Source organism: Roseateles sp. GW823-FHT07B05 (assembly GCF_058794515.1).
In genome coordinates, this window is record NZ_JBXAGX010000006.1 from 173,334 (window position 1) to 195,298 (window position 21,965).

A 21,965-nucleotide genomic window follows, 5' to 3' on the forward strand; every position below is an offset into this window, starting at 1 on the left:
AAAGAGTCGCCCCTGACCGCGACGCCCTCCGCTGCGCTGCGGGTTCCCTGCGGTGCTCGCGGCTTGCAACCCCGCGCAGAACTCCCTTCGCTACGCTCCGGTCAGACAGCTGCGCGGAGTCAGAGCACGAAGCGCGCTGCGCGCGCGGTTGCAAGCCGCTGCGCTCCTCGGCGTCGCTAAAAGGGGGGTGAATGAACAGCCGAACCCCAACACCCAAACAGCCAACAGCCAAGCCCGCAAGCCGGCTGCCGCCGGCTTTTCGGTATGGCCCCTTGAGCACCGCCGAGGAACGCAAGCCCCGAAGCCCGCGAGCGCAGCTCGCCTCAAGCACTGACTCACGACGATTGTTTGAGCAGAGCGTAGCGGCGCGAGTTCGGCGTGGGGCTTCGGGGCTTGCGGTCCTCGGGCACCCGAGCGCAGCGAGGGCGGTGCGGTCGGGGCGAGCTTTTTGCCTACTTTTTGGCGGCCCAAAAAGTAGGTCGCCCGCCGGGGCGAAATCCCGGCACGACTCGTGGCGCTCAACCAAAAGCGCGCAGACATGAACGCCATCCTGCAACCGCCGCAAGACCCGCTGGCTGTCCTCCCCGCGTCCGACGCCCCCTGGACGCTCACGTTCGTCCCCTGGCCCCACGCCGACGCCCAGCGCTGGCGCGCGGTGATGGCCACCTCGGCAAGCGGCCGCTTCGCGCTGCTGGCCGACCGGCCGCTGGAGCCGCTGCTACGCCTGCGCATCGAGCAGCGCCTGAAGAAGCCCGTGCTCTGGTGGCCCTGCGCCCCCACCGACATCGACACGCTGCTGGCCACCGGCGAAGCCGACTACCGCGCCCTCGGTGAACTCACCGAGCACTTCGCCCACGGCGCCGAAACAGACACCGCGCAGGAACTCTCCGCACTCCATCTCGCCGAACAGGCCAGCCCCGTCGTGCGCCTGCTGGACGCGACGCTCTACGACGCGCTGCAGGACGGCGCCAGCGACATCCACTTCGAGTGCCAGCTGCGCGGCATGAAGATCCGCAGCCGCGTCGACGGCGTCATGCTGGACGTCAAAAGCATCGACGGCGTGCAGGCCGCCGAGCAGCTGGTGTCGCGCCTGAAGGTCATGGCGGAACTGGACATTGGCGAGCGCCGGCTGCCGCAGGACGGCCGCTTCAAGCTGCGGGTGCAGGGGCGCGAGGTGGACTTCCGCCTGTCCATCATGCCCAGCGTGTTCGGCGAGGACGCCGTCATCCGCGTGCTGGACCGCGCGCAGGTGGAGGCGCAGGGCGCGCTGACGCTGGACGCGCTGGGCTTCGAGCCCGAAGCGCGTGCGCAGATCCGTGCGCTGGCGAAGCAGCCGCACGGCCTGCTGCTCGTCACCGGCCCCACCGGCTCGGGAAAAACGACGACGCTGTACGCCGCGATCAGCGAGGTCAACACCGGCCGCGACAAGATCATCACGATCGAAGACCCGGTGGAGTACCAACTGCCCGGCGTCGTGCAGATTCCCGTCAACGAGAAGAAGGGGCTGACGTTCGCTCGCGGTCTGCGCTCGGTGCTGCGGCACGACCCCGACCGCGTGATGGTGGGCGAGATCCGCGATGCCGAGACCGCGCAGATCGCCGTACAGGCCGCGCTGACGGGCCACCTCGTGTTCAGCACCGTGCATGCGAACAACGCGTTCGACGTGGTGGGCCGCTTCATGCACATGGGGCTGGACCTCTACAACGTCGTCTCCGCGCTGAACGGCGTGCTGGCGCAGCGGCTGATGCGCATCAACTGCACGCACTGCCGCGCGCCGCTGCCCGCCAGGGCCGAGCAGTTGCGCGAGCTGGGCCTGCCGGAGGACGCGCGGCTGCTGCACGGCACCGGCTGCAGCCACTGCCGCGGCACGGGCTACCGCGGCCGGCGCGCGGTCAGCGAGCTGCTGTGGCTGGACGACGAGCTGCGCGACCTCATCGCCAGCCGCGCGCCGCTGTCGCGCATCAAGGAGGCGGCACGCGGCCGCGGCATGCGCTCGCTGCGCGACGCGGCCGTGGCGCTGGTGCTGCGGGGCGACTCGACGCTGGAGGAGCTGGACCGTGTCACGCTCGCCGACTGAACGGCTGCTGCTGACGACCGATGGCGCGGTCGACGCACAGGGCAAGACCTGGCCCGACTTCGCCGCCTGGTGCGCGGCCCATGCCGGCGCCCGCGTGGCGCTGCTGGCCGGGCCGGATCGCATGCACAGCCTGCGGGTGCCCGACGACCTGCCGCTGGCCGACGACGCCGCGCGGCTGGGCTATGCGCGGCTGCAGTTCACGCACTACTTCGGCGCCGCGGCGCAGCAGTGGCCGCTGGCCGCGTGGCCGCAAGGTGCGTGCGCGCTGGCCGACGGCGACCTTGCCGCGCTGCAAGCCACGGCGGCGGCCCACCGCGTGCGCCTCACGTCGCTGCAGCCCAGCTGGGCGCTGGTGCCGGCCGACGACGGCGACACCGCGCTGCTCGAAGGCAGCCTGCTGACCTGGCTGCGCCGCCGCGACGGCCGGCTCGTGGAACTGCAGCAGCGCCACGCCGACGACGAGCTGCTGCAGGAGCTGCAGGGCACGCGCGTCTTGCGAGCCGACGCGCTGCTGGCCGACGCCGGCAACGACGAGGCGCCCGATTTCATCGCGCAACCGTCGCGCGCCCGGCCGCTGATTTGGGCCTGGGCGGCGACGGCGGCGGCAGCCTGCGTGCTGGTGGCGCTGCAAGCGCAGAGCCAGCACGATGAAGCACTGCGCCTGCAGGAACAGGCCGCCGTGCTGGACCGCCTCGCGCGCCCGGCCGTGGCGACCAAGGCCAGGCCGCCCAACCCGGCCGCGCGCAGCCGCGCGTGGGCCACGGCGCAGCAGCTCGGCACCGACTGGGCCGCGCTGTGGAGCGATGTGGAACGCGCGCTACCACCGGGCCTGCAGCTCGCCGCGCTGGACCTGGACCGCAGCGCACTGCGCCTGGAGGGCCAGGCCGCCGAGCCCGACGCGGTGACCCGCCTCGTCGACCGCCTGGCCATGACGGCCGCGCCGGGCGAGGACGTGGTGCTGACGCGCCTGCAACGGCCCGAGGCGGCCGCCGACGCGGGCGGGCTGCGCTTCGAGGTGCAGCGCCGCAACGGGGCCGTGCGATGAAGCGCTGGATCACTCAAGCCCGCCGCCTCGGCTGGCCCACCGCGCTGGCCGCGCTGCTGACGCTGGCCGCCGTCATCGGCGCCGCGTGGCTGGCGCGCGAGCAGGCCGCGCTGGATGCGCAGCGCCAGGCCCTCACCGCCCGCCGTGCCGCGCTGGCCAAGACGCCCACGGCCCCAGCGGCGAGGGACGACGGCAGCGCGCTGGCCGCCAACCTGCCGCCCGACAGCGCCCGCCAGGCCCGCACCGCCGCGCTGCTGGCGCTGACCGGCGAGCTGGGCCTGCCGTGGCCGCGCAGCGAGTTCCGCTACCAGGCCGACCGCGAGCTGGGCCTGGCGCAGTACCGCGTGGCGATGCAGCTCAGCGGCCGCTACGGCGCGCTGCGCGACTTCGTCGCCGAGGCGCTGCGGCGCGACCCGGCACTGGCGCTGGAGGGCGTGCGGCTGCGCCGCGAGGCAAACGGCACGCTGAAGGCCGAGCTGGCATGGGTGCTTCATATGCAGGCCGCGAAATGAAGAAGCCCGCGCCCCGCCAACTCGCACTGTTCGGCGCCCTGGGCCTGAGCCTCGCGGCCACGGCCTGGGTGTCGAACAATGACGGCGCAGCCGAACCCACCGCCGCCGTGCCGCGCCGCACGATGGCGGCCACCGCCACCCAACCGGCCGACTGGCCCGGCCCCGCCAGCTCACGCGCCGAATGGCCCGCGCTCGACGCACAGGCCCGCGCCGCCTGGGGCGAAGCCGCTCCCGTCGCGGCTGCCGCAGCCGCACCGCCTCCCGTGGCACAGGCCCCGGACGAACCGCCCCCACCGCCCAGCGCGCCACCGTTCCCGTACCAGCTCGTCGGCCGCCTGACCGATGGCGCATCCCGCGCCGTGCTGAACAACGCGCAGCGCAGCGCCGTCGTCGGCGCGGGCGAGGTGGTGGACGGCCAGTGGCGCATCGAGGCCGTCGAGCCCGCGGGCCTGCGCCTGACATACCTGCCGCTGGGCTTGCCCCAGTTCGTTCCCTTTGCCAGCTCGCCTTCCGCATGAGTCGCCTTCTCATCGTCACCCTCGCCCTGCTGCTGAGCGCCTGCGCCACCCACCCCGCGCTGCGCGAGGCCGACACGCTGGCCCGCCGCGGCGAGCACGAGGGCGCGTGGCGGCTGCTGCGCGACGCCACCGCCGCAGCGCCGCAGGACCACGAGCTGCGCGCTGCGCTGCAGCGCCAGCGCGAGCTGAGCCTGCTGGCGCTGGCCACGCAGGCCGAGATCGCCCGCGGCAGCGGCCAGGTGGACGCCGCGGCCGAGTTGCTGCAACGCATGGAGGCCGTCGACGCGCAGGCGCCGCGCACCCGCGCGCTGGCCGCCGCGCTGCGCCGCGCGCGCGACCACCAGGCGCGCCTGGCCCAGGCCGCGCGCCAGCTGCAGGCCGGCCAGCTGGACGCCGCACGCGACGCCGTCACGCGCGTGCTGGCCGAGGACGCCGGCCAGCCGCAGGCGCTGGCCCTGCAGCAGAAGCTGCGCCAGCGCTACGCACCGCCGCCGGTGCCGTCCGCGCTCGCGGCGGCCTACCAGAAGCCGGTGAGCCTGGAGTTCCGCGACGCGCCGCTGCGCACCGTGTTCGAGGCGCTGGGCCGCGGCGCGGGCGTGAACTTCGTGTTCGACAAGGACGTGAAGGGCGACGCGCGCGTCAGCATCTACCTGAAGGACGTCAGCGTCGACGAGGCGATGCGCGTGGTGCTCAGCACGCAGCAGCTGGAGCGCAAGCTGCTGAACGACAACTCGGTGCTGATCTACCCCAACACGCCGCAGAAGCAGCGCGAGCACCAGGAGCTGGTGACGCGCAGCTTCTACCTGAACAACGCCGATGTGAAGCAGGCGCAGGCGCTGGTGCGCATGATGGCCAAGACGCGCGACCTGTTCGTGGACGAGCGGCTGAACCTGCTGGTGGCACGCGACACGCCCGAGGTCATTGCGATGGTGGAGCAGCTCGTGGCCAGCCTGGACCTGCCCGAGCCGGAAGTGATGCTGGACGTGGAGGTGCTGGAGCTGGCCAGCGACCGCAGCGCCGAGGCGGGCCTGAACTGGGCCACCGACGCGACCTACGGCGCCATCGACACCGCGTCGACGATGGTGCCCTGGGCGTCGCGCGGCAGCTTCCGCACGCTGGTGGCCAACCCGGTCGTCGCGGCGCGGCTGAAGGGCGGCTCGGGCGCCAGCAACCTGCTGGCCAACCCCAAGCTGCGCGCACGCAACAAGGAGAAGGCCAAGATCCAGATCGGCGACAAGGTGCCGGTGTTCACCACCACGTCCACCGCCAACGTCGGCGTGTCCACCGCGGTGACGTATCTCGACGTCGGCATCAAGCTGGAGGTGGAGCCCACCGTGCAGCTGGACAACGAGGTCATCATGAAGGTGAACCTGGAGGTCAGCAGCCTGGGGCCGAAGGAAAGCTCCGGCGGCACGCAGCCCACCAGCGCCTACCGCATCGGCACGCGCAACGCGTCCACGTCGCTGCGGCTGCGCGACGGCGAGACGCAGGTGCTCGGCGGCCTCATCAACGACGAAGACCGCAAGGGCATCAGCGGCATCCCCTACGTGTCGGAGACGCCGCTGCTGGGCCGCCTGTTCGGCGTGCACACCGACAGCCGCAAGAAGACCGAGGTGGTGCTGCTGATCACGCCGCACGTGCTGCGCAACGTCAGCCTGCCGGATGCGAGCCAGACGCTGTTCCACTCCGGCGTCGACGCCAGCCCCGGCGCCGAGGGCGTGCGGCTGCGCTCGCGCGGCAGCGTGGCGGCGCCGCTGGCCGGCGAGTCCCTGAACGCTGCCGCGCCCACGCCGGCAGCCCGCACGGGTGAGGCCGTCGTGGAGCTGCAGACCAGCGGCAACGCGGCCGTCGGCGAGACGCTGTCCGTGGGGCTGACGAACACGGCCGCGGTGCCGGTGTCGGGCACGCTGACCTACGACGTCTCGCTGTTCACGCGCGCCGACGCCGGCGGCGCCGAGGCCAGCAGCGGCAGCGTGGACGTGCAGCTGGGGCCGCAGGCGCAGAAGGTCATCGTGCTGCGCGCGCGGCCGGGCGCTTCGGGGCAGTCGGGCGTCATCGAGTTCGTGAACACGCGTGCCACCGGGCCCAAGGGCGAGCCGTTGACCGTGCGCGTTGAAGGTGAAGCCGGTGTCGAAGTCCGCTGACCGCGGCTTCACGCTGATCGAGATGCTGGCGGTGGTCACCATCGTCGGCATCCTGGCCGCGGCCGCGCAGCCGCTGGCCGTGTGGGTGCACAAGCGCCAGCGCGAGGCCGAGCTGCGCCACGCGCTGCGCACGCTGCGCGGCGGGCTGGACGCCTACTTCCAGGCCGCGCGCGACGGCCGCATCACGCTGAAGGCCGACGACAGCGGTTACCCGCCCGACCTGGACAGCCTAGTGCGCGGCGTGCCCGACGCCAAAGACCCGCAGGGCCGCCGGCGCATCTACTTCCTGCGCAGCTTGCCGCGCGACCCGCTGGCCGACGCCAGCCTGCCCGCGGCGCAGACCTGGGTGCCGCGCAGCTACGACAGCCCGCCCGAATCCCCCGCGCCGGGCCGCGATGTGTTCGACGTGCATTCACGTGCCGAGGGCGTTGCGATCGACGGCAGCCGGTACAAGGACTGGTGATGAAGTCGCGCGGCTTCACGCTCATCGAACTGATCGTCGTCATGGCCATCGTGGCCCTGCTGGCCGGCATCACCGCGCCGCGCTACTTCGCGTCGGTGGACCGCGCCAAGGCGAACACGCTGCGCTCGTCGCTGGCCGTCATGCGCGACGCGCTCGACAAGTACGCCGCCGACAAGGGCCGCTACCCCGACACGCTGGCCCAACTGGTGCAGGACCGCTACCTGCGCCAGCTGCCCGAAGACCCGCTGACCGGCAGCGCGCAGAGCTGGGTGACGCTGCCGCCGCCCGCCGGCACCGACCTGGCCGGCCAGGTGGCCGACGTGCGCAGCGGCGCCGCCGGCCGCGCGCCGGACGGGAGCCTGTATGCCGACTGGTGACGCGGCGCCCGGCCAACGCCAGCGCGGCTTCACCTACCTCTGGCTGCTGTTCGCGCTGGCACTGGGCGGCGTGGCGCTGGCCGCGCTGGGCGAGCAGGAGACGACGCGCCAGCAGCGCGAGCGCGAGGCCGAGCTGCGCTTTCGCGGCGAGGCCATCGCCGCTGCGCTGGGCCGCTACGCGCAGACGACGCCGCTGGGCCACCTGCCGCTGCCGCAGCGGCTGGACGAATTGCTGGCCGACCGCCGCTTCCCCAGGCCGCAGCGCCACCTGCGCCAGCTCTACGACGACCCGTTCACCGGCCGGCCCGACTGGGAGCCGGTGCTGGGCCAGGCCGGCGTGGTAGCCAGCGGCGAAGGCGCCGCCAGCGCGCCGGCGGGCAGCGGCATCGTTGGCGTGCGCAGCCGCTCGTCGCGCCGGCTGTTCGCCACGGCTGGCGGGCGCACCACGGCCCGCGACTGGGTGTTCACCGCCCCGGCCACAGCCCCTTCGACACCCCCTGAATGAGCCGTTCGGCCCATGACCCGACCAAGCCTTCAACGGCCGGTCATGCACGCTTCCTAGAGTTTCTGCCTTGTGAGTTCGTTGCGAAGTTTTGTGACGCGCCCTCCCGCCTTCCGCGACGCTGAACCGCTGCCCATGCATACCAACGACAACCCGGCCGCCACGACTCCCCCCGCCAGCGACACCCACGACCCCGCCGAGGCCATCGTGCGCGCGGCCGAGTCCGCGCTGACGGTGCGCCGCCGCTACCAGTTCTTCGTCTGGACGCAGAGCTACCTGAGCCGCCTCATCCCGCACCAGCTGGCCGTCTGCGGCGCCTACGACCGCGCGTCGCGCGAGCTGATGTTCGACGTCTTCAACAGCGTCAGCCTGGAGCCCGTGCTGATGGACGCGCTGGGCGACGCGCGCAGCCTGCTGATGCAGCACTGGCAGGCCTGCTGGCTGGACGCGCGCGGCAAGCCCGCCGTGCTGCAGACGGCCGACCTGGCCTTCGCATCGCTGGGCGCCGTGCGCGACGCGCTGCTCGCCGCGCAGTTCCGGACCGTGTTGGTGCACGGCGTGTCCCGCCCGCAGCGGCCGCAGGAGATCGAGAGCTTCTTCGTCTTCGCCGCGCAGGACGGCGCAGCGCTGGCCGCGCTAGCCGGCCGGCTGGAACTGCTGCTGCCGCACATCCACGGCGCCTGGCAGCGCGTGCAGGCCGTGGAGCGCGACGTCGTCGGCATCAGCGCACCGCAGCCCACGCCCATCCGCGTCGGCGGCGTCACGCAGCGCGAGCGCGAGATCCTGGGCTGGCTGCGCGAGGGCAAGAGCAACCAGCAGATCGCCGATGAGCTGGGCATCAGCGCGCTGACCGTGAAGAACCACGTGCAGAAGATCCTGCGCAAGCTGGGCGCCGCCAACCGCGCCCAAGCCGTGGCGCAGGCCATGACGCTGCAACTGCTGGACCGGGCGCCCGCCACGCCGCTGCCGCGGGCACGCCTCATGCCCTGAACGCATGCGCCATGCGCCGAACGGAACACATCCGAACGGCTCAGGGGGTTTGCACGTAGTCCATACGGACTGCGAACGAAATCACGGCCTTGGTGCGCGTGTCACCGGCGGCCGAAAGAATGCCGCCTGAAACGATCTAGTCGGATCACTGCTCTTTGAACGCGGGTCTACCGACCCAGGCGCCCAAGGCCACCGCCGATTGCACGACGCGATCCAGGGGAGGCAGCCAGGCGTGACGGACCCCGGCCATTCGGGTCGGGCGTCCTAACACCACTGTCTACGGAGAAATATTCCATGAAGTTCAAGACCATCGCCCTGGCTGCCCTGGCCGCCGTTGCTGCTCCGTCGTTCGCGACCGTCCAAACCGCCGGCAACCTCGGCGAAGCCGAATACGTCTTCATCGCCACCAACAGCGCCGGCTCCTACGCTCAGGACCTGGGCGTTTCCGCTGACGCCATCAAGGCCCTGGCCGGCGGCACGTCCTTCACCCAGGCAGTCGCTGGCGTGGAATGGAACAAGTTCCTGGCCTTCGGTGGCACGAACACGCAATGGGCCATCATTGCCGTGCAGCCGCTGGATGTCGGCTTCAACCCCGGTGAAGTCAACGCCTGGACGACCGTCAACGTCAACCAGGCCCTGGGCACGATCCAGAACGTCCAGTCCAACGACGGCACGAACAACCTCGCCGTTCACTTCATCGACATCGACAGCCTGTCCACGCCCAAGGTCGACAACAACCGCAAGGCGTCGGCCTTCGGCACGCTGACCTATTCGGACAACGGCATCACCTCGTTCAACGGCTTCTTCAACGCCCGCAACGCCGTCGGCACGAAGGCCGACATGGTCTACCTGACCCCGTCGGACGATGCTGGCGACCATCTCGCCCAGTTCACCGTGCTGAGGACCACCGCCGAGTTCGATGGCTCGACCGTGACCCTGACGGCCGCCGTCCCCGAACCCAGCACGTACGCGATGCTGGTTGCCGGCCTGGCCGCCGTCGGCTTCGTCGCCCGCCGCCGCAAGGCCTGATCGGCCCGCCGGGGCTTCCTGCCCCGGCTTTCTCCCCTTCTGCTTCGCCAGACCGCCTGAGCCCAGGTGGCCTGGCGGAGCACTGCCTGACAGCCCTCCCGAGAAAGCACCTTCACCATGAAGCTCCGTTCCTCCCTGATCGCCCTCGCCTGCCTGGCCTCCTTCGGCGCTGCACATGCGCTGACCCCATCCGAAGTCTCCGCCGCCCGCGCTGACGGCTCGCTGAAGGAAATCCGCCTGGCTGGCGCCTCCGCGCTGCGCCTGCTGGTGGGCTCCTACATCCAGGCTGATCTGGCACAGCCCGCCACGTTCGATGTCTTCTTCGACTCGACCACCGGCGCAAACCACCGCGGCTACTCGTTCAGGACCAAGGTCGCCATCGGCACCTGGCCCGTCGGCACGCCCGTGCTGATCACCAAGCGTGACGCCGGCGGCTCAGCGCAGGGCGTGACGCCGCTGCTGAACGGCGGCGACGCGACACAAGCCCACATGCTGGTGGACGCCAGCTGCACGACTGCCTCCGGCGGCGTGTCGCCCGCGACCGACATCCAGAAGGCCGGCTTCATCTGCGGCACCACCACCACGGGCCTGGCCCACGCTGGCTTCTCGGACGTCGAACCCCCGCTGCTGCAAGCCACCATCAACGGCGGCGGCAACCTCGACACCTCGGGCCTGGACGCTGCCGGTTTCGTGCAGAACATCTTCGCCATCGCCGTCAACAAGAAGCTGTACCTGGCCCTGCAGAAGGCCCAGGGCCTGGTCGCCCCCAGCGCCACCGACATCGATGAGTCCGCCGCGGCCCAGCCAAGCATCCCGAAGAGCTTCATCGCCGGCGCTCTGACCGGCCAGCTCAACGGCAGCTCATCCTCCAAGAAGGGCTGGAACCTGCTGATCCCCGCCTCGGTCGACAGCAACATCAACAACAAGCGCATCAACGTCTGCCGCCGCACGCCGGGTTCGGGCACGCAAGCCGCGTCCAACATGTACTTCGCCAACAACCCCTGCGGTGGTTCGGCCAACCAGTACACGCCGACGGCAGGCAGCACCACGGTCACGCCGTCCGTGCTGGGCTCGCTGACGGTTCAGCAAGGCAGCAGCACCGGTGTCGTCGAGAACTGCCTGGGCACGACCGAAGGTCTGGCTGACAGCACCGGCGGTGGCTATGCCTTCGGCGTGCTGGGTCGCGAAAACAACCCGCAAGCCGTCGTCAACGGTGCGCCTTCGGAGAAGGGCTACCGCTACGTCAAGCTGAGCGGCGCCACTCCCAGCCGCGCCTCGCTGATCGCTGGCGAATACGACTTCGCCGTCGAAGCCTCGATGCAATGGGCCAAGCCCGGTGCCGCCAACGCACCGACCGCCGATGTGCTGGCCGTGCTGACCAAGCTGCGCGGCGAAATGGGCAAGGCTGCCATCCTGCAAGGCCTGGACCCGGACCTGCAGAACGGCCTGGCCGCGCTGCCGTCCACCGCCTCGGGCGCCTGGTCTGACCTCGACGCTGTGACCAAGAGCTACACGTCGCACACCAACCGCACCAGCGCCAACAGCTGCTCCGGCGTTCGCATGACGAAGTAATCCCCGGTCCTTCTCGGTCGCGGCGGAAGGCCTGCCCTTCTACCGTGACCGCCCCGGCACGCCGGGGTGCCTTTGCCATGCAGTCACAGCGTCTGCATGGCAAAGGCCAGTCAGGAGACTGGTGCATCACGCGCCGGCAGCGGTGGAGGAATCAGCATGAACACGGTGAGCAAGAAGATCCCCAGCACGGGGCTGAAGACATGGATCGTTGCACTCATGGCGGCCGTCGGCGGCGCCAGTCAGGCGGCCGTGCGGGTAGGTGACTCCAGCGCCACCGGTGTGGCCGAGGGCAAGACGCCTGAGCTGATGCTGGTCATCTGGGATCCGGTCAAGGAGGTCTCGTACACGAAGGACTTGGGCATCACCGTCTACGCCGAAAACTACGCCTCGGGCAACGCGGCCACCAACCTGTTCGTCTACGGGCAACAGGATGCGGGCTACCAGCAGCTGTTTGCACCGCTGAACACGGACGCCAATTTCCAGAGCTTCCTCACCAAGTCGAGCAACGTCTCCGATCAGATCTGGGCCATTCTTGCGGTGTCGTCCGACCCCAACGGCGTCGGCCAAGGCAGCCGTGCGCTCTACACGACGCTGAATGCCGCGACGCCGACCGGCACCACCAACCCCGAGTACACGCGGCTGACGACCTGGGCTCAGGGGAATTTCGGTGATGCCGAAGGCTCACTGGAGTCGTTCTACGCCGACGTCAGCACCCAGTGCGGCGCTGGCAGCTGCCAGACGGATTTCGGCGCCAACCTGTCCTCGTACAACGTCAAGGGCCAACTGTCCTACGCCGGCAGCGCCTTCAGCAGCACGGGCGCCCTGGCCGGCGCTTCGACCACGTACGCCGCCAACGTCTTCAACAAGGTCAACAGTTCCTCCTGGTTCTACCAACTGGGCCTTGCCGATGACCAGTCGGACCCGCCCGTCGTCGTCGACGAGTTCGACAACCTCAGTCACGACGCCTACTGGGGCCTCGGCGTGAACGCGCAAGGCGAATACATCCTCAGCTACACGCTCGAAGCCTCGCAGACCCAGGCGCAGACCATGCAAGGCCAGATGCTGCGCCTGCGCACCGACTTCGCCGCGAACTACGGCAGCACCCGCTTCATCGGCGCGCCGGTGGGCGACACGCTGAACCTGGGCGGTGGCGCGGCCATCACGCCCGTGCCCGAGCCGTCCACCTGGGGCCTGATGGGCCTGGGCCTGGCGCTGCTCGCCGGCCGCGCACGACGCCAGAAGAACGCCTGAGGGCCGCGCGGCCGCGGCCGCTTTTCACGACCGTTTCACCCGCCCTCGGGACACTGAGTTCATGGAAGCCGGATCGACGCGCGCCCCGTTGCGGGCGCGCTGTTTTTTGCTGATTGCCTTCGCCCTGGCGCTGCTCGCCCAGGGCCTGCCGGCCTTCGCCCAGGCCGCGCTGCAGTTCGACATCCTCGAGTTCGAGATCGAAGGCAACACCCGGCTCAAGGCCACGCAGGTGGAGGCCGCCGTCATGCCCTTCATGGGCGAAAAGCGCGACATGGCGGCCATCGAGGGCGCCCGCGCCGCGCTGGAGAAGGCGTACCAGAACGCCGGCTACCTGACCGTGTTCGTCGACGTGCCCGAGCAGCGCATCGACGGCGGCGTGGTGCGGCTGGCGGTGCTGGAAGGCCGTGTCGACAGGCTCTACGTGACCGGCTCGCGCTATTTCGACCAGGGCCGCATCCGCGCCGTCGCCACCGAGCTGGCCGAGGGCACGGTGCCCAACTTCAACGTCGTGCAGCAGCAGGTCGCCGCGCTCAGCCAGACACCCGAGCGGCGCGTGCAGCCGGTGCTGCGCCCGGGCCGCGAGCCCGGCACCGTGGAGGCCGAACTCAAGGTCACCGACAAGCTGCCGCTGGGCGGCAGCTTGGAATTGAACAACGCGGCCGCCGCCGGCACCGAGGCGCTGCGCGCCGCCGTCAACCTTCACTACGACAACCTGTTCCAGCGCGACCACTCGCTGTCGCTGACGGCGCTGACCGCGCCGATGCGGCCCAGCCAGTCGCAGGTGCTGGTGCTGAACTACCTCGTGCCGCTGGGCGACGGTGATTCGCTGAGCTTCAGCGCCGTCAACTCCAGCAGCGATATCGACAGCCTGGGCGGCACGCGCGTGCTGGGCAAGGGCACGACGCTGGGGCTGCGCTACGGCGTCAACCGCGTCGGCAGCAACGCGGCCCACGGGCTGTCGCTCGGCTTCGACCTGAAGGACCTGACCGAAGACGTGCAGACCAGCGCCGGCACCATCGGCTCGCCGCTGCGCTATGCGCCGCTGCAGGCGGCCTACAACGGCAGCTGGTGGGGCGAGTGGGGCCAGCAGCAGCTCAGCGCCAGCGCCACCTTCGGCCTGCGCCCCGTGTGGCGGCAGACGCGCAATGACTGCCAGCTGGCCGACGGCAGCTTCGGCGTGGCCGACCAGTTCGCCTGCAAGCGCCGCGGCGCGGACGGCGGCTTCACGACGCTGAAGCTGGACTGGCGCGGCAGCACGCGCATTGGCGTCACCGAATGGGCGCTGCGCGTGGCCGGCCAGATCGCCAGCCAGCCGCTCGTCAGCGCCGAGCAGTTCGCCGTCGGCGGGGCCGACTCGGTGCGCGGCTATGCCGAGTCCGCCGCGTCGGCCGACTACGGCGTGCTGGCCTCGCTGGAGCTGCGCAGCCGCAACCTCGCACCGGCGCTGCTGAAGGCGTTCGACGGCGCCAACCTGCCCCCCTTCACCGAGCTGGTGGTGTTCGGCTTCGGCGACGTCGCCCGCGTGGCCCTCATCGAGCCCGAACCCGGCCAGCCCCACCGCAGCACGCTGCTGGGCACCGGCGTGGGCGTGCGGCTGGGCCTGCAGCCCGGCCTGAGCCTGGCGCTGGACTGGGCGCGCCGCCACCGCGATGTTGCGGGCCGCAGCCTGCCCACCGAGCGCGTGCACGTGCGCGCCGCCCTGCGTTTCTGAAGCAGCCCCATGTCCAAGCCCGCCTCGCCCAAGACCGCCCTGCTGCTGACGCCGCTCGTCGCCGCGCTCGCCGCCAGCCTGCCTTTGGCCGCGCTGGCGCAGGCGCCCGTGGCGGCGCCGCCGGTCAACCGGGTGCCGCTGCCGGCGGCTGGCTGGCGTGTCTACGGCTCGGGCGCCGTGGCACCGGTGACGACAGGCAACAGCCGCGGCGGTCAGGACATGACCATTGGCCAGACCAGCCAGCGCGCCATCTACAAGTGGGAAAGCTTCGACATCGGCGCGGCCAGCTCGGTCACGTTCGACATGGCGCTGCCGGGGTCGAGTGCGCTGAACCGCATCGGCAGCGTCAGCCCCAGCCTGATCTTCGGCCAGCTCAAGGCCACCAACGGCGGCGAGATCCTGCTCTACAACCGCAACGGCATCCTGTTCGGCAAGGACGCCCGCGTGGACGTGGGTGCGCTGCTGGCCACGACGCTGGCGCCCAGGGACGCCGACTACGCCAACGGCTTCGTCACCAACATCACCGGCACGGCACCGGCGCTGCGCTACGACGGCACGGCGGCCGACTATGTCGATGCGAAGAACTTCATCCGCGTCGAGCCCGGCGCCGAGATCAGGACCGGCGAAGGCGGCCGCATCCAGCTGTACGCCAAGCGCGTCGAGAACGCCGGCACGCTGACCGCGCCGGGCGGCCAGGTCGTGCTGGGCGCGGGCGCCGAGGTGTTCTACAAGCTGCCCACCGCCGAGCCGCTGTACGCGTCCGAGGCCAACCCCAACGTGCCGGCGCTGCGCGGGCTGCTCGTCGAAGTGGGCCGGGGCGACCTGGCGAGCGGCGCCGGCTCGGTGGAGAACACCGGCAGCATCAGCGTGCCGCGCGGCAACGCGACGCTGGTGGGCCTGGCCGTCAACCAGGCGGGCCGCATCAGCGCGACGACCAGCGTGTCGCAGAACGGCTCCATCCTGCTGCTGGCGCAGGGGGATGCCGAGTCCGGCAAGACCACCAGCGACCCGTTCTACAAGCGCGCCGCCGTCAGCGGCACGCTGACCCTGGCCGCCGGCAGCGTCACCGAGATCACGCCCGACAACACCGGCGCCGACGGCAAGCCGCTGACCAGCGACGACAACGCCAGCTTCACGCGCTCGCGGCTGCACCTGAGCGGCGGCACCGTCGACGTGCAAGGCCGCATCACCGCGCCCGGCGCCGTGGCCGAAGTGCGCGCGCTGAACACGCCCGACTACAACGCCGACCTCGTCACCGGCACCCAGTTCAACGCGACGGCCGGCCGCGTGGTCATCGGCAGCAACGCCAGCATCGATCTGGCCGGCACCACCGACACCACCGTCAGCGCCGCCCGCAACTTCGTGACGACCGAGCTGCTGGGCAGCAACGACCTGAAGGATGCGCCGCTGCAGAAGGACGGGCTGCTGTACCGCAACAAGGTCACGCTGGACATCCGCCAGGCCTCGCCCATCCTCGGCGACCTGGCCGGCTACCGCGCCGGTCTGCAGCGCAGCGCCAGCGAGCGCCTGGCCGGCGGCGGCAGCCTGCGGCTGCTGGCGGGCGAGGCCGTCGTCGCGCAGGCCGGCTCGCGCATCAGCGTGGACGGCGGCCGCGTCACCTACACCGACGCGTTCGTGTCGCCCACGCAGCTCTACAGCAGCACCGGCGCGGCCTACACGCTGAACAACGCGCCCAAGGATCTCGTCTACACCGCCATCACCAACGCCGGCACGTCCAAGGCGCGCTACGACCGCTGGGGCCCGGTGGTCAGCTACGGCAGCGTCAGCCCGCAGCGGCTGGAGAGCGGCTACGTGGACGGCCAGGCCGGCGGCAAGCTGACGCTGATCGCGCCCACCGTGTCGCTGGCCGGCCAGTTGAGCGGCGGCACGGTCACCGGCACGCGCCAGCGGCTGGGGCAGGACGCGCTGGCCGCCGCCAGCCAGCTCGCCATCGGCGCGCTGGTGCACAACGCCGAGTTCGGCTCGGGCAGCTACGCCGGTGCGGTGCTCAGGCGCTTCGAGCTGACCACCGCCGACACCCTCACGGCCGATGTGTCCGCGCTGTCGCTGCGCACGCTGCGTGGCGCGGGCTTCGGCTCGGTCAGCATCACCGCGGTGGGCGACGTGCGGCTGGGCGGCGACCTGGATCTGCCGGCTCTCGGCACGCTGCAGCTGCAGTCCGAGCGCGGCAACGTGGACGTCGCCGGCTCGGTGCACACCGCCGGCGGCCGGGTCACGCTGCGCAGCCCCAACGGCAACGTGACGGTGGCCCCGGGCGCGCAGCTGGACGTTGCCGGCGCCTGGATCAACGCCGCGCTGGACCCGTTGCTGGCCGCCTCGGCACCCGCCGCGGCCACCAAGGGCGGCAGCCTGACGCTGCAGGCCGGCGGCGACCTGACCCTGGGCGCGGGCAGCGTGCTGGACGTGTCCGGCGGCGCACTCGTCACCACCAGCCAGGCCATCAGCGGCGGCGCGGCGGGCAGCCTCACGCTGGCCGCAGGGCCCAGCACGGCGGCCACCGACACGCCGCACACGCTGACGCTGGGCGCCGAGCTGCGCGCCTATTCACTGACGCAGGGCGGCAGCCTCGGCCTGACGGCCACGGCGCTGCGCTTCGGCGCCGCGCCGGCCACGCCCGACGCCGCCGGCACGCTGCGGCTGGGCGCCGACTTCCTGGACCGCGGCGGCTTCCAGAGCTTCGCCTTCGAGGGCCGCGAGTCACTGTTCGTCGACGCCGGCACCACGCTGGCGCCGCGCACGCAGCTCTGGCAGGCCACGGCCGCCAGCCGGCTGCAGGCCAGCGGCAGCACGCACTGGCGCGACACGCTGACGCTGGCCGCACCGCTGACCGGCTACGCCCGCCCCGTCAACCTCAGCCTGGCCTCCGGCGGCTACGCGGCCGACAAGCCGCAAGGCCAGCTCGGCATCGCCGCCGGCGCCACCGTCTCGCTGGACCCGACGGCCCGCCTCGACCTCTCCGCGCGCCACCAGCTGCGCATGGACGGCCACCTCCTCGCGCCGGGCGGCCAGGTCAACCTCGGCCTCGGCGGCGGCGCGCTGGCCAGCCAGGCCCGCTGGCTGTGGGTGGGCAGCACGGCGCTGATCGACGTGGCCGGCCTGCGCCAGCTGCAAGCCGGCACCGACGGGCTGCTGACCGGCCGCGTGCTGGCCGGCGGCAGCATCGCCCTCAACGCGGCGGGCTCCAACCTCGCGCTGGCCACCAGCCTCGTCGTGCAACAGGGCGCGCGGCTGAACATCGCCGGCGCCTCGGGCCTGCTGGACGTGCGCGAGCGCGCCGACGGCGGCGACCGTGTCACGCGCCAGCTCGTCGGCAGCGCGGCCGGCAGCCTGGCCGTGCAGGGCAACGGCCTGATGCTGCTGGAAGGCGCGCTGGACGCGCAGGCCGGCACCGGCCAGCACGGCGGCCGGCTGCAGGTCACGCTGGGCGCCGGCTACGCCATCGAGAACCAGGCGCCGCCGGTGCTGGCCCTGACGCTGGCCGCCACCGACGGCGCCCTCAGCGGCGCGCTGCGGCCGCAAGACCTGCCGGGCGCCGCCGGCGCCAACCTGCTGGCGCGCGTGGACGCACCGTGGGTGGCGCGCTCGGGCGTCACCGACGTCAAGCTGAGCGCCCGCGAGAAGCTGGCCGTCGAGGGCGGCGTGTCGCTGCAGCTGGCCCGCGCGCTGACGCTGGACGCCGAGGCACTGACGGTCACGCCGTCTGCCGGCGCGGCCACCGCGCAACTCGCCGCGCCGCTGCTGAGCTGGGCCAACACCAAGGACGGCCTGAACTACGGCAGCGGCCTGCAGCGCGAGCCCGCCGCCACCAGCGCCGGCAACGCCGCGCTGACGCTGCAGGCCAGCGAACGGCTGGACGTCAGCGGCCGCGTCGTCACGCAGGGCCTGGCCCGGCTCACGCTCGCCAGCGCCGGTGACCTGCTGCTGCAAAAGCCCAGCGCCAACATGGCCGGCGACGGCCGCCTGGCCACGGCGGGCGACCTGTCGCTCAGCGCCCGCCAGATCTACCCCGCCACCGACACCGCGTTCACGCTGGACGCCAGCGGCCGCCGCATCGACATCGCCATGCCCGGCGGCGACGCACCCGACCTGCCCTGGAGCGCCGGCGGGCGCCTCACGCTGCAGGCCGCCAGCATCGTGCAGGGCGGCCGGCTGCGCGCGCCCGAAGGCAGCCTGACGCTGAAGGCCAGCGAGTCGGTGCAGCTGCTGGCCGGCAGCGAGACCTCCGTCACCGCCGGCGGCCGCAGCTACCTGTTCGGCACCTGGAACGGCGAGCGTTGGCAGGCTCCCGGCAGCGCGCCCGGCGTCATCAGCAGCACCACACCGGCCAAGGCCGTGGTGCTGGAGTCGCCCAGCGTCAGCATCGCGCCCGGCGCCACGGTGGACCTCAGCGGCGGCGGCCAGCTGCTGGGCTGGCAGTTCGTCGCCGGGCCCGGCGGCTCCACCGACATCTTCAGCGCCGCCGACGGCAGCTACGCCATCGTGCCCGGCGTGCAGAGCAGCGGCGCGGCCGACGCCTCGCTGCCGGGCCTGCCCGCCGTGGGCCGGCAGATCAACTTCGGCAGCACCGGCCTCACGCTGGCCGACGGCACCGTGCTGCGCGGCGCCTACACGCTGTTGCCGGCGCGCTTCGCGCTGCTGCCCGGCGCGCTGCTGGTGCGCCCGGCCACCGGCACCGCGCTGGCGCAGGGCCGCAGCATTGCGCGCGACGACGGCACGCTGCTCGTCGGCGCCCGGCTGGGCCAGGCCGGCACCACGGTGCTGGACGCGCTGAGCAGCAACTGGCAAGTCCTGACCCCGGCGCAGGCGCGGCGCTACAGCGAGATCCGCCTGGCCGGCGCCGACGCCTTCTTCGGCGCGCTGGCCGTGCGCAACGACACCGCCACGCCGGCGCTGAACCGCGACGCCGGCGCGCTGGTCGTGGCCGCACAGCAGGCCGACATCCGCGGCGCGCTGCGTGCCGCCGCCGGCACCGGCGGGCGCGGCGGCAGCGCCTACTTCGGCGCCAGCGACATCACCGTCGGCAGCGGCGCCGGCCTGCAGCTGGACGCTGCGCAGCTCAACGGCCTCGGCGTGGCCCAGCTCGTGCTGGGCGCCGTGCCCACCGACCTGCGCCAGCCCGGCGCGCTGACCGTGACCGCGCAGACGCTCACCGTCGCCGCTGGCCAGAAGCTCAGCGCGCCCACGCTGCTGCTCGCGGCACGCGACACGCTGGACATCGGCGTCGGCGCCACCTTGAAGAGCACCGCCGGCACGCAGCCCGCCGCCAGTTTCACCGTCACCGGCGACGGCGCCGCGCTGCTGCTCAGCGCCAACACGGGCAGCCAACTGCTGCGCCAGGGCGCCACGCAGGCCACCGGCAGCCTGGTGCTGCGCAGCAACGCGGCACTGGCCGCCGACGGCCTGCTGCAGCTGGACGCCACCGCCCAGGCCGGCATCGCCGACAGCGCGCAACTCAGCGCCGCCACGCTGGCGCTGGGCGTGCCGCGCCTGCAGCTGGGCGGCCAGCAGCCGCTCGCCAACAACAGCCTGCTGCTGGGCCGGAACCTGCTCGATCAGCTGGGCCAGAGCCGCGAGCTGCTGCTGCGCAGCTACGGCGGCGTGGACCTCGTCGGCAGCGTCGACTTCGGCAGCGCCACGCTGCAGCGGCTGACGCTGGACACCGCCGCGCTGCGCGCCGCCACCGCGGCCGACGTGGCCCGCATCCAGGCCCGCCACCTGGTGCTCACCAACACCACCGGGCGGCCCGCCACGACGGTGACCGACGCCGCCGGCCGGCTCATGCTGGACGCCGCCGGCACGCTGCAGATCGGCCCCGGCGCACAGGGCTGGAGCGCCGCGCAGACCACGCTGCGCGCGCCCGACGGCCTGGCGCTGGCCGGCAGCAGCACGGTCACCGCCAGCGGCAGCGTGCGGGCCGAGACCAGCGCGCTGCACGCCGCCAGCGGCACACCGGCCAGCAGCACCTGGACCGTGCAGGGCGGGCTGGAACTCACGCGCGCCAGCACACCCGCCACGGCCGAGGCCGCCCACGGCAGCGCCGGCCAGCTGACGCTGAACGCGCAGATGCTGCGCGTCGCCACCGACATCGACCTGCCCGCCGGCCGCCTGGCGCTGAACGCCACGGGCGAGCTCCGCATCGAGTCAGGCCGCCTCAGCGTGGCCGGCCGCAGCGAGACGCTGGGCAGCGGCAGCCAGGCCGTGCGCACGGACCTCGCTGCCGGCAGCCTCGCCGCGACCAGCCAGACCGGCAACGTCACGCTGGCCACCGGCGCGACGCTGGACGTCGCCGGCGTCGGCGGCGGCGATGCCGGCCGCCTGAGCCTGGCCGCGCCGCAAGGCAGCCTGGTGCTGGGCGGCACGCTCAGCGCCAGCGCGTCCACCGCCGCCGTTACCGCCGCCAGCCTCAGTCTGGACAGCAAGACCGCCGTGGACCTGCGCGAGCTGGCCGGCGCCATCACCGCCGCCGGCAACCGCGCGTTCGAGCAGCAGATCGCCGTGCGCAACCGCAGCGGTGACCAGACGCTGCCCAGCGGTGCCCGCCTCACGGCGCACGCGCTCGAACTGAGCAGCGACGCGGGCAACCTGACCGTTGCCGGCGAGCTCATCGCGCTGGCCAGCGGCACCCGCGGCGGGCAGATCCAGCTCAACGCCGGCAGCCGCCTCGTCGACGGCCAGCACGTCGACGGCGATGTCGTCATCGCCGACGGCGCCCGCCTCGTCGCCCGCAGCGCCGGCGCAGGCAGCGACACCGACGCGCCCCGCCTCGCGCTGAACAGCCGCGATGGCTGGATCAAGCTGCAGGGCGGCAGCGTGGACCTGGGCGGCGGCGAGCTGTCGCTGCGTGCCATGCGCGACGGCCAGGACGTGAAGATCGCGCCGCTGCAAAGCCAACTCGAGCAGGTGGGCAGCGTGGACATCGAGGCCGTCAAGGTCTACGGCGGTGTCAGCGAACTCGTCGACGGCCTGGTGCCGGCGCCCACGCCCGCTCCCACACCCGCGCCAACGCCCGTGCCCACACCGCCGGCGCCGTCGCCCACCCCGACGCCGCCCGCCCCGGCCCCCACGCCGACTCCGCCGGCGCCAGCGCCCACCCCGACGCCCCCGGCGCCGGCACCCACGCCGACACCGCCTCCCGCACCGGCCCCCGTGCCGACGCCGGGGCCTGCGCCCACCGATCCGTCCACCGGCAATGGCCCCAGCACGGGCAACACGCGGCCGCCCACACCGCCGCTGACGCCGACGCCCCCCGCGCCATCGCCGACGAACCCGACCAACCCGTCCACCGGCAACGGCCCCAGCACGGGCAACACCCAGCCGCCGTCGCCGCCGCTCACGCCCACGCCGCCGGCGCCATCGCCCACACCGACGCCGCCCGCTCCAGCCCCGACGCCCGAGCCGCCCGCGCCGACACCCACCCCCGTGCCCAACCCGCCGGCACCGGTGCCGACGCCGCCCGCTCCGACGCCGGTACCCACACCGCCGGCCCCCTCGCCCACCCCGACGCCGCCCGCGCCGGTGCCCACGCCTGGGCCTGCCCCCACGAACCCGTCCACCGGCAATGGCCCGAGCACGGGCAACACCCAGCCGCCCTCACCGCCGCTGACGCCGACGCCCCCAGCGCCCGCGCCCACGCCCACGCCGACGCCGCCTGCACCGGCCCCCACGCCCGAGCCACCCGCGCCGACACCCACCCCCGTGCCCAACCCGCCGGCACCGGTGCCGACGCCGCCCGCTCCGACGCCGGTACCCACAC

The 21,965-nt window shown here is 72.8% G+C and carries 14 protein-coding genes; all 14 read left to right on the forward strand.

The window, feature by feature from the left end; translation table 11 throughout:
- The first annotated feature begins 538 nt into the window (after positions 1 to 538).
- On the forward strand, positions 539 to 2,077 hold the full coding sequence (locus tag AC1Q7O_RS15125) for a GspE/PulE family protein (protein WP_492657923.1): 1,539 nt from the start codon (positions 539 to 541) through the stop codon (positions 2,075 to 2,077).
- On the forward strand, positions 2,058 to 3,122 hold the full coding sequence (locus AC1Q7O_RS15130; RefSeq protein WP_492657924.1) for a PilN domain-containing protein: 1,065 nt from the start codon (positions 2,058 to 2,060) through the stop codon (positions 3,120 to 3,122). The genes AC1Q7O_RS15125 and AC1Q7O_RS15130 overlap by 20 nt, the downstream gene beginning before the upstream one ends.
- Positions 3,119 to 3,634: a hypothetical protein gene (locus AC1Q7O_RS15135; protein WP_492657925.1), complete on the forward strand. Its 516-nt coding sequence runs from the start codon at positions 3,119 to 3,121 to the stop codon at positions 3,632 to 3,634. The genes AC1Q7O_RS15130 and AC1Q7O_RS15135 overlap by 4 nt, the downstream gene beginning before the upstream one ends.
- Entirely contained in the window at positions 3,631 to 4,152 is a 522-nt protein-coding gene (locus AC1Q7O_RS15140; protein ID WP_492657926.1) for a hypothetical protein, read from the forward strand. The genes AC1Q7O_RS15135 and AC1Q7O_RS15140 overlap by 4 nt, the downstream gene beginning before the upstream one ends.
- A complete protein-coding gene (locus tag AC1Q7O_RS15145; RefSeq protein WP_492657927.1) occupies positions 4,149 to 6,296 on the forward strand; it encodes a secretin GspD/PilQ domain-containing protein in 2,148 nt (715 codons plus the stop codon). The genes AC1Q7O_RS15140 and AC1Q7O_RS15145 overlap by 4 nt, the downstream gene beginning before the upstream one ends.
- Complete coding sequence (locus AC1Q7O_RS15150) at positions 6,280 to 6,759, forward strand: type II secretion system protein (protein WP_492657928.1); 480 nt, start codon at positions 6,280 to 6,282, stop codon at positions 6,757 to 6,759. The genes AC1Q7O_RS15145 and AC1Q7O_RS15150 overlap by 17 nt, the downstream gene beginning before the upstream one ends.
- On the forward strand, positions 6,759 to 7,136 hold the full coding sequence (locus AC1Q7O_RS15155; protein ID WP_492657929.1) for a type II secretion system protein: 378 nt from the start codon (positions 6,759 to 6,761) through the stop codon (positions 7,134 to 7,136). The genes AC1Q7O_RS15150 and AC1Q7O_RS15155 overlap by 1 nt, the downstream gene beginning before the upstream one ends.
- On the forward strand, positions 7,123 to 7,641 hold the full coding sequence (locus AC1Q7O_RS15160; protein ID WP_492657930.1) for a type II secretion system protein: 519 nt from the start codon (positions 7,123 to 7,125) through the stop codon (positions 7,639 to 7,641). The genes AC1Q7O_RS15155 and AC1Q7O_RS15160 overlap by 14 nt, the downstream gene beginning before the upstream one ends.
- A gap of 132 nt (positions 7,642 to 7,773) precedes the next feature.
- Positions 7,774 to 8,628 (forward strand): response regulator transcription factor, encoded by an 855-nt coding sequence (locus AC1Q7O_RS15165; protein WP_492657931.1) that lies wholly within the window; start codon positions 7,774 to 7,776, stop codon positions 8,626 to 8,628.
- A gap of 294 nt (positions 8,629 to 8,922) precedes the next feature.
- Positions 8,923 to 9,657: a PEP-CTERM sorting domain-containing protein gene (locus AC1Q7O_RS15170; RefSeq protein ID WP_492657932.1), complete on the forward strand. Its 735-nt coding sequence runs from the start codon at positions 8,923 to 8,925 to the stop codon at positions 9,655 to 9,657.
- 117 nt (positions 9,658 to 9,774) lie between these two features.
- A complete protein-coding gene (locus AC1Q7O_RS15175) occupies positions 9,775 to 11,229 on the forward strand; it encodes a hypothetical protein (protein ID WP_492657933.1) in 1,455 nt (484 codons plus the stop codon).
- 156 nt (positions 11,230 to 11,385) lie between these two features.
- Positions 11,386 to 12,480 (forward strand): PEP-CTERM sorting domain-containing protein, encoded by a 1,095-nt coding sequence (locus AC1Q7O_RS15180; RefSeq protein ID WP_492657934.1) that lies wholly within the window; start codon positions 11,386 to 11,388, stop codon positions 12,478 to 12,480.
- 61 nt (positions 12,481 to 12,541) lie between these two features.
- A complete protein-coding gene (locus AC1Q7O_RS15185) occupies positions 12,542 to 14,191 on the forward strand; it encodes a ShlB/FhaC/HecB family hemolysin secretion/activation protein (RefSeq protein ID WP_492657935.1) in 1,650 nt (549 codons plus the stop codon).
- Between the two features lie 9 nt (positions 14,192 to 14,200).
- A partial coding sequence (locus AC1Q7O_RS15190; protein ID WP_492662717.1) for a two-partner secretion domain-containing protein occupies positions 14,201 to 21,965 on the forward strand: 7,765 nt, incomplete at its 3' end.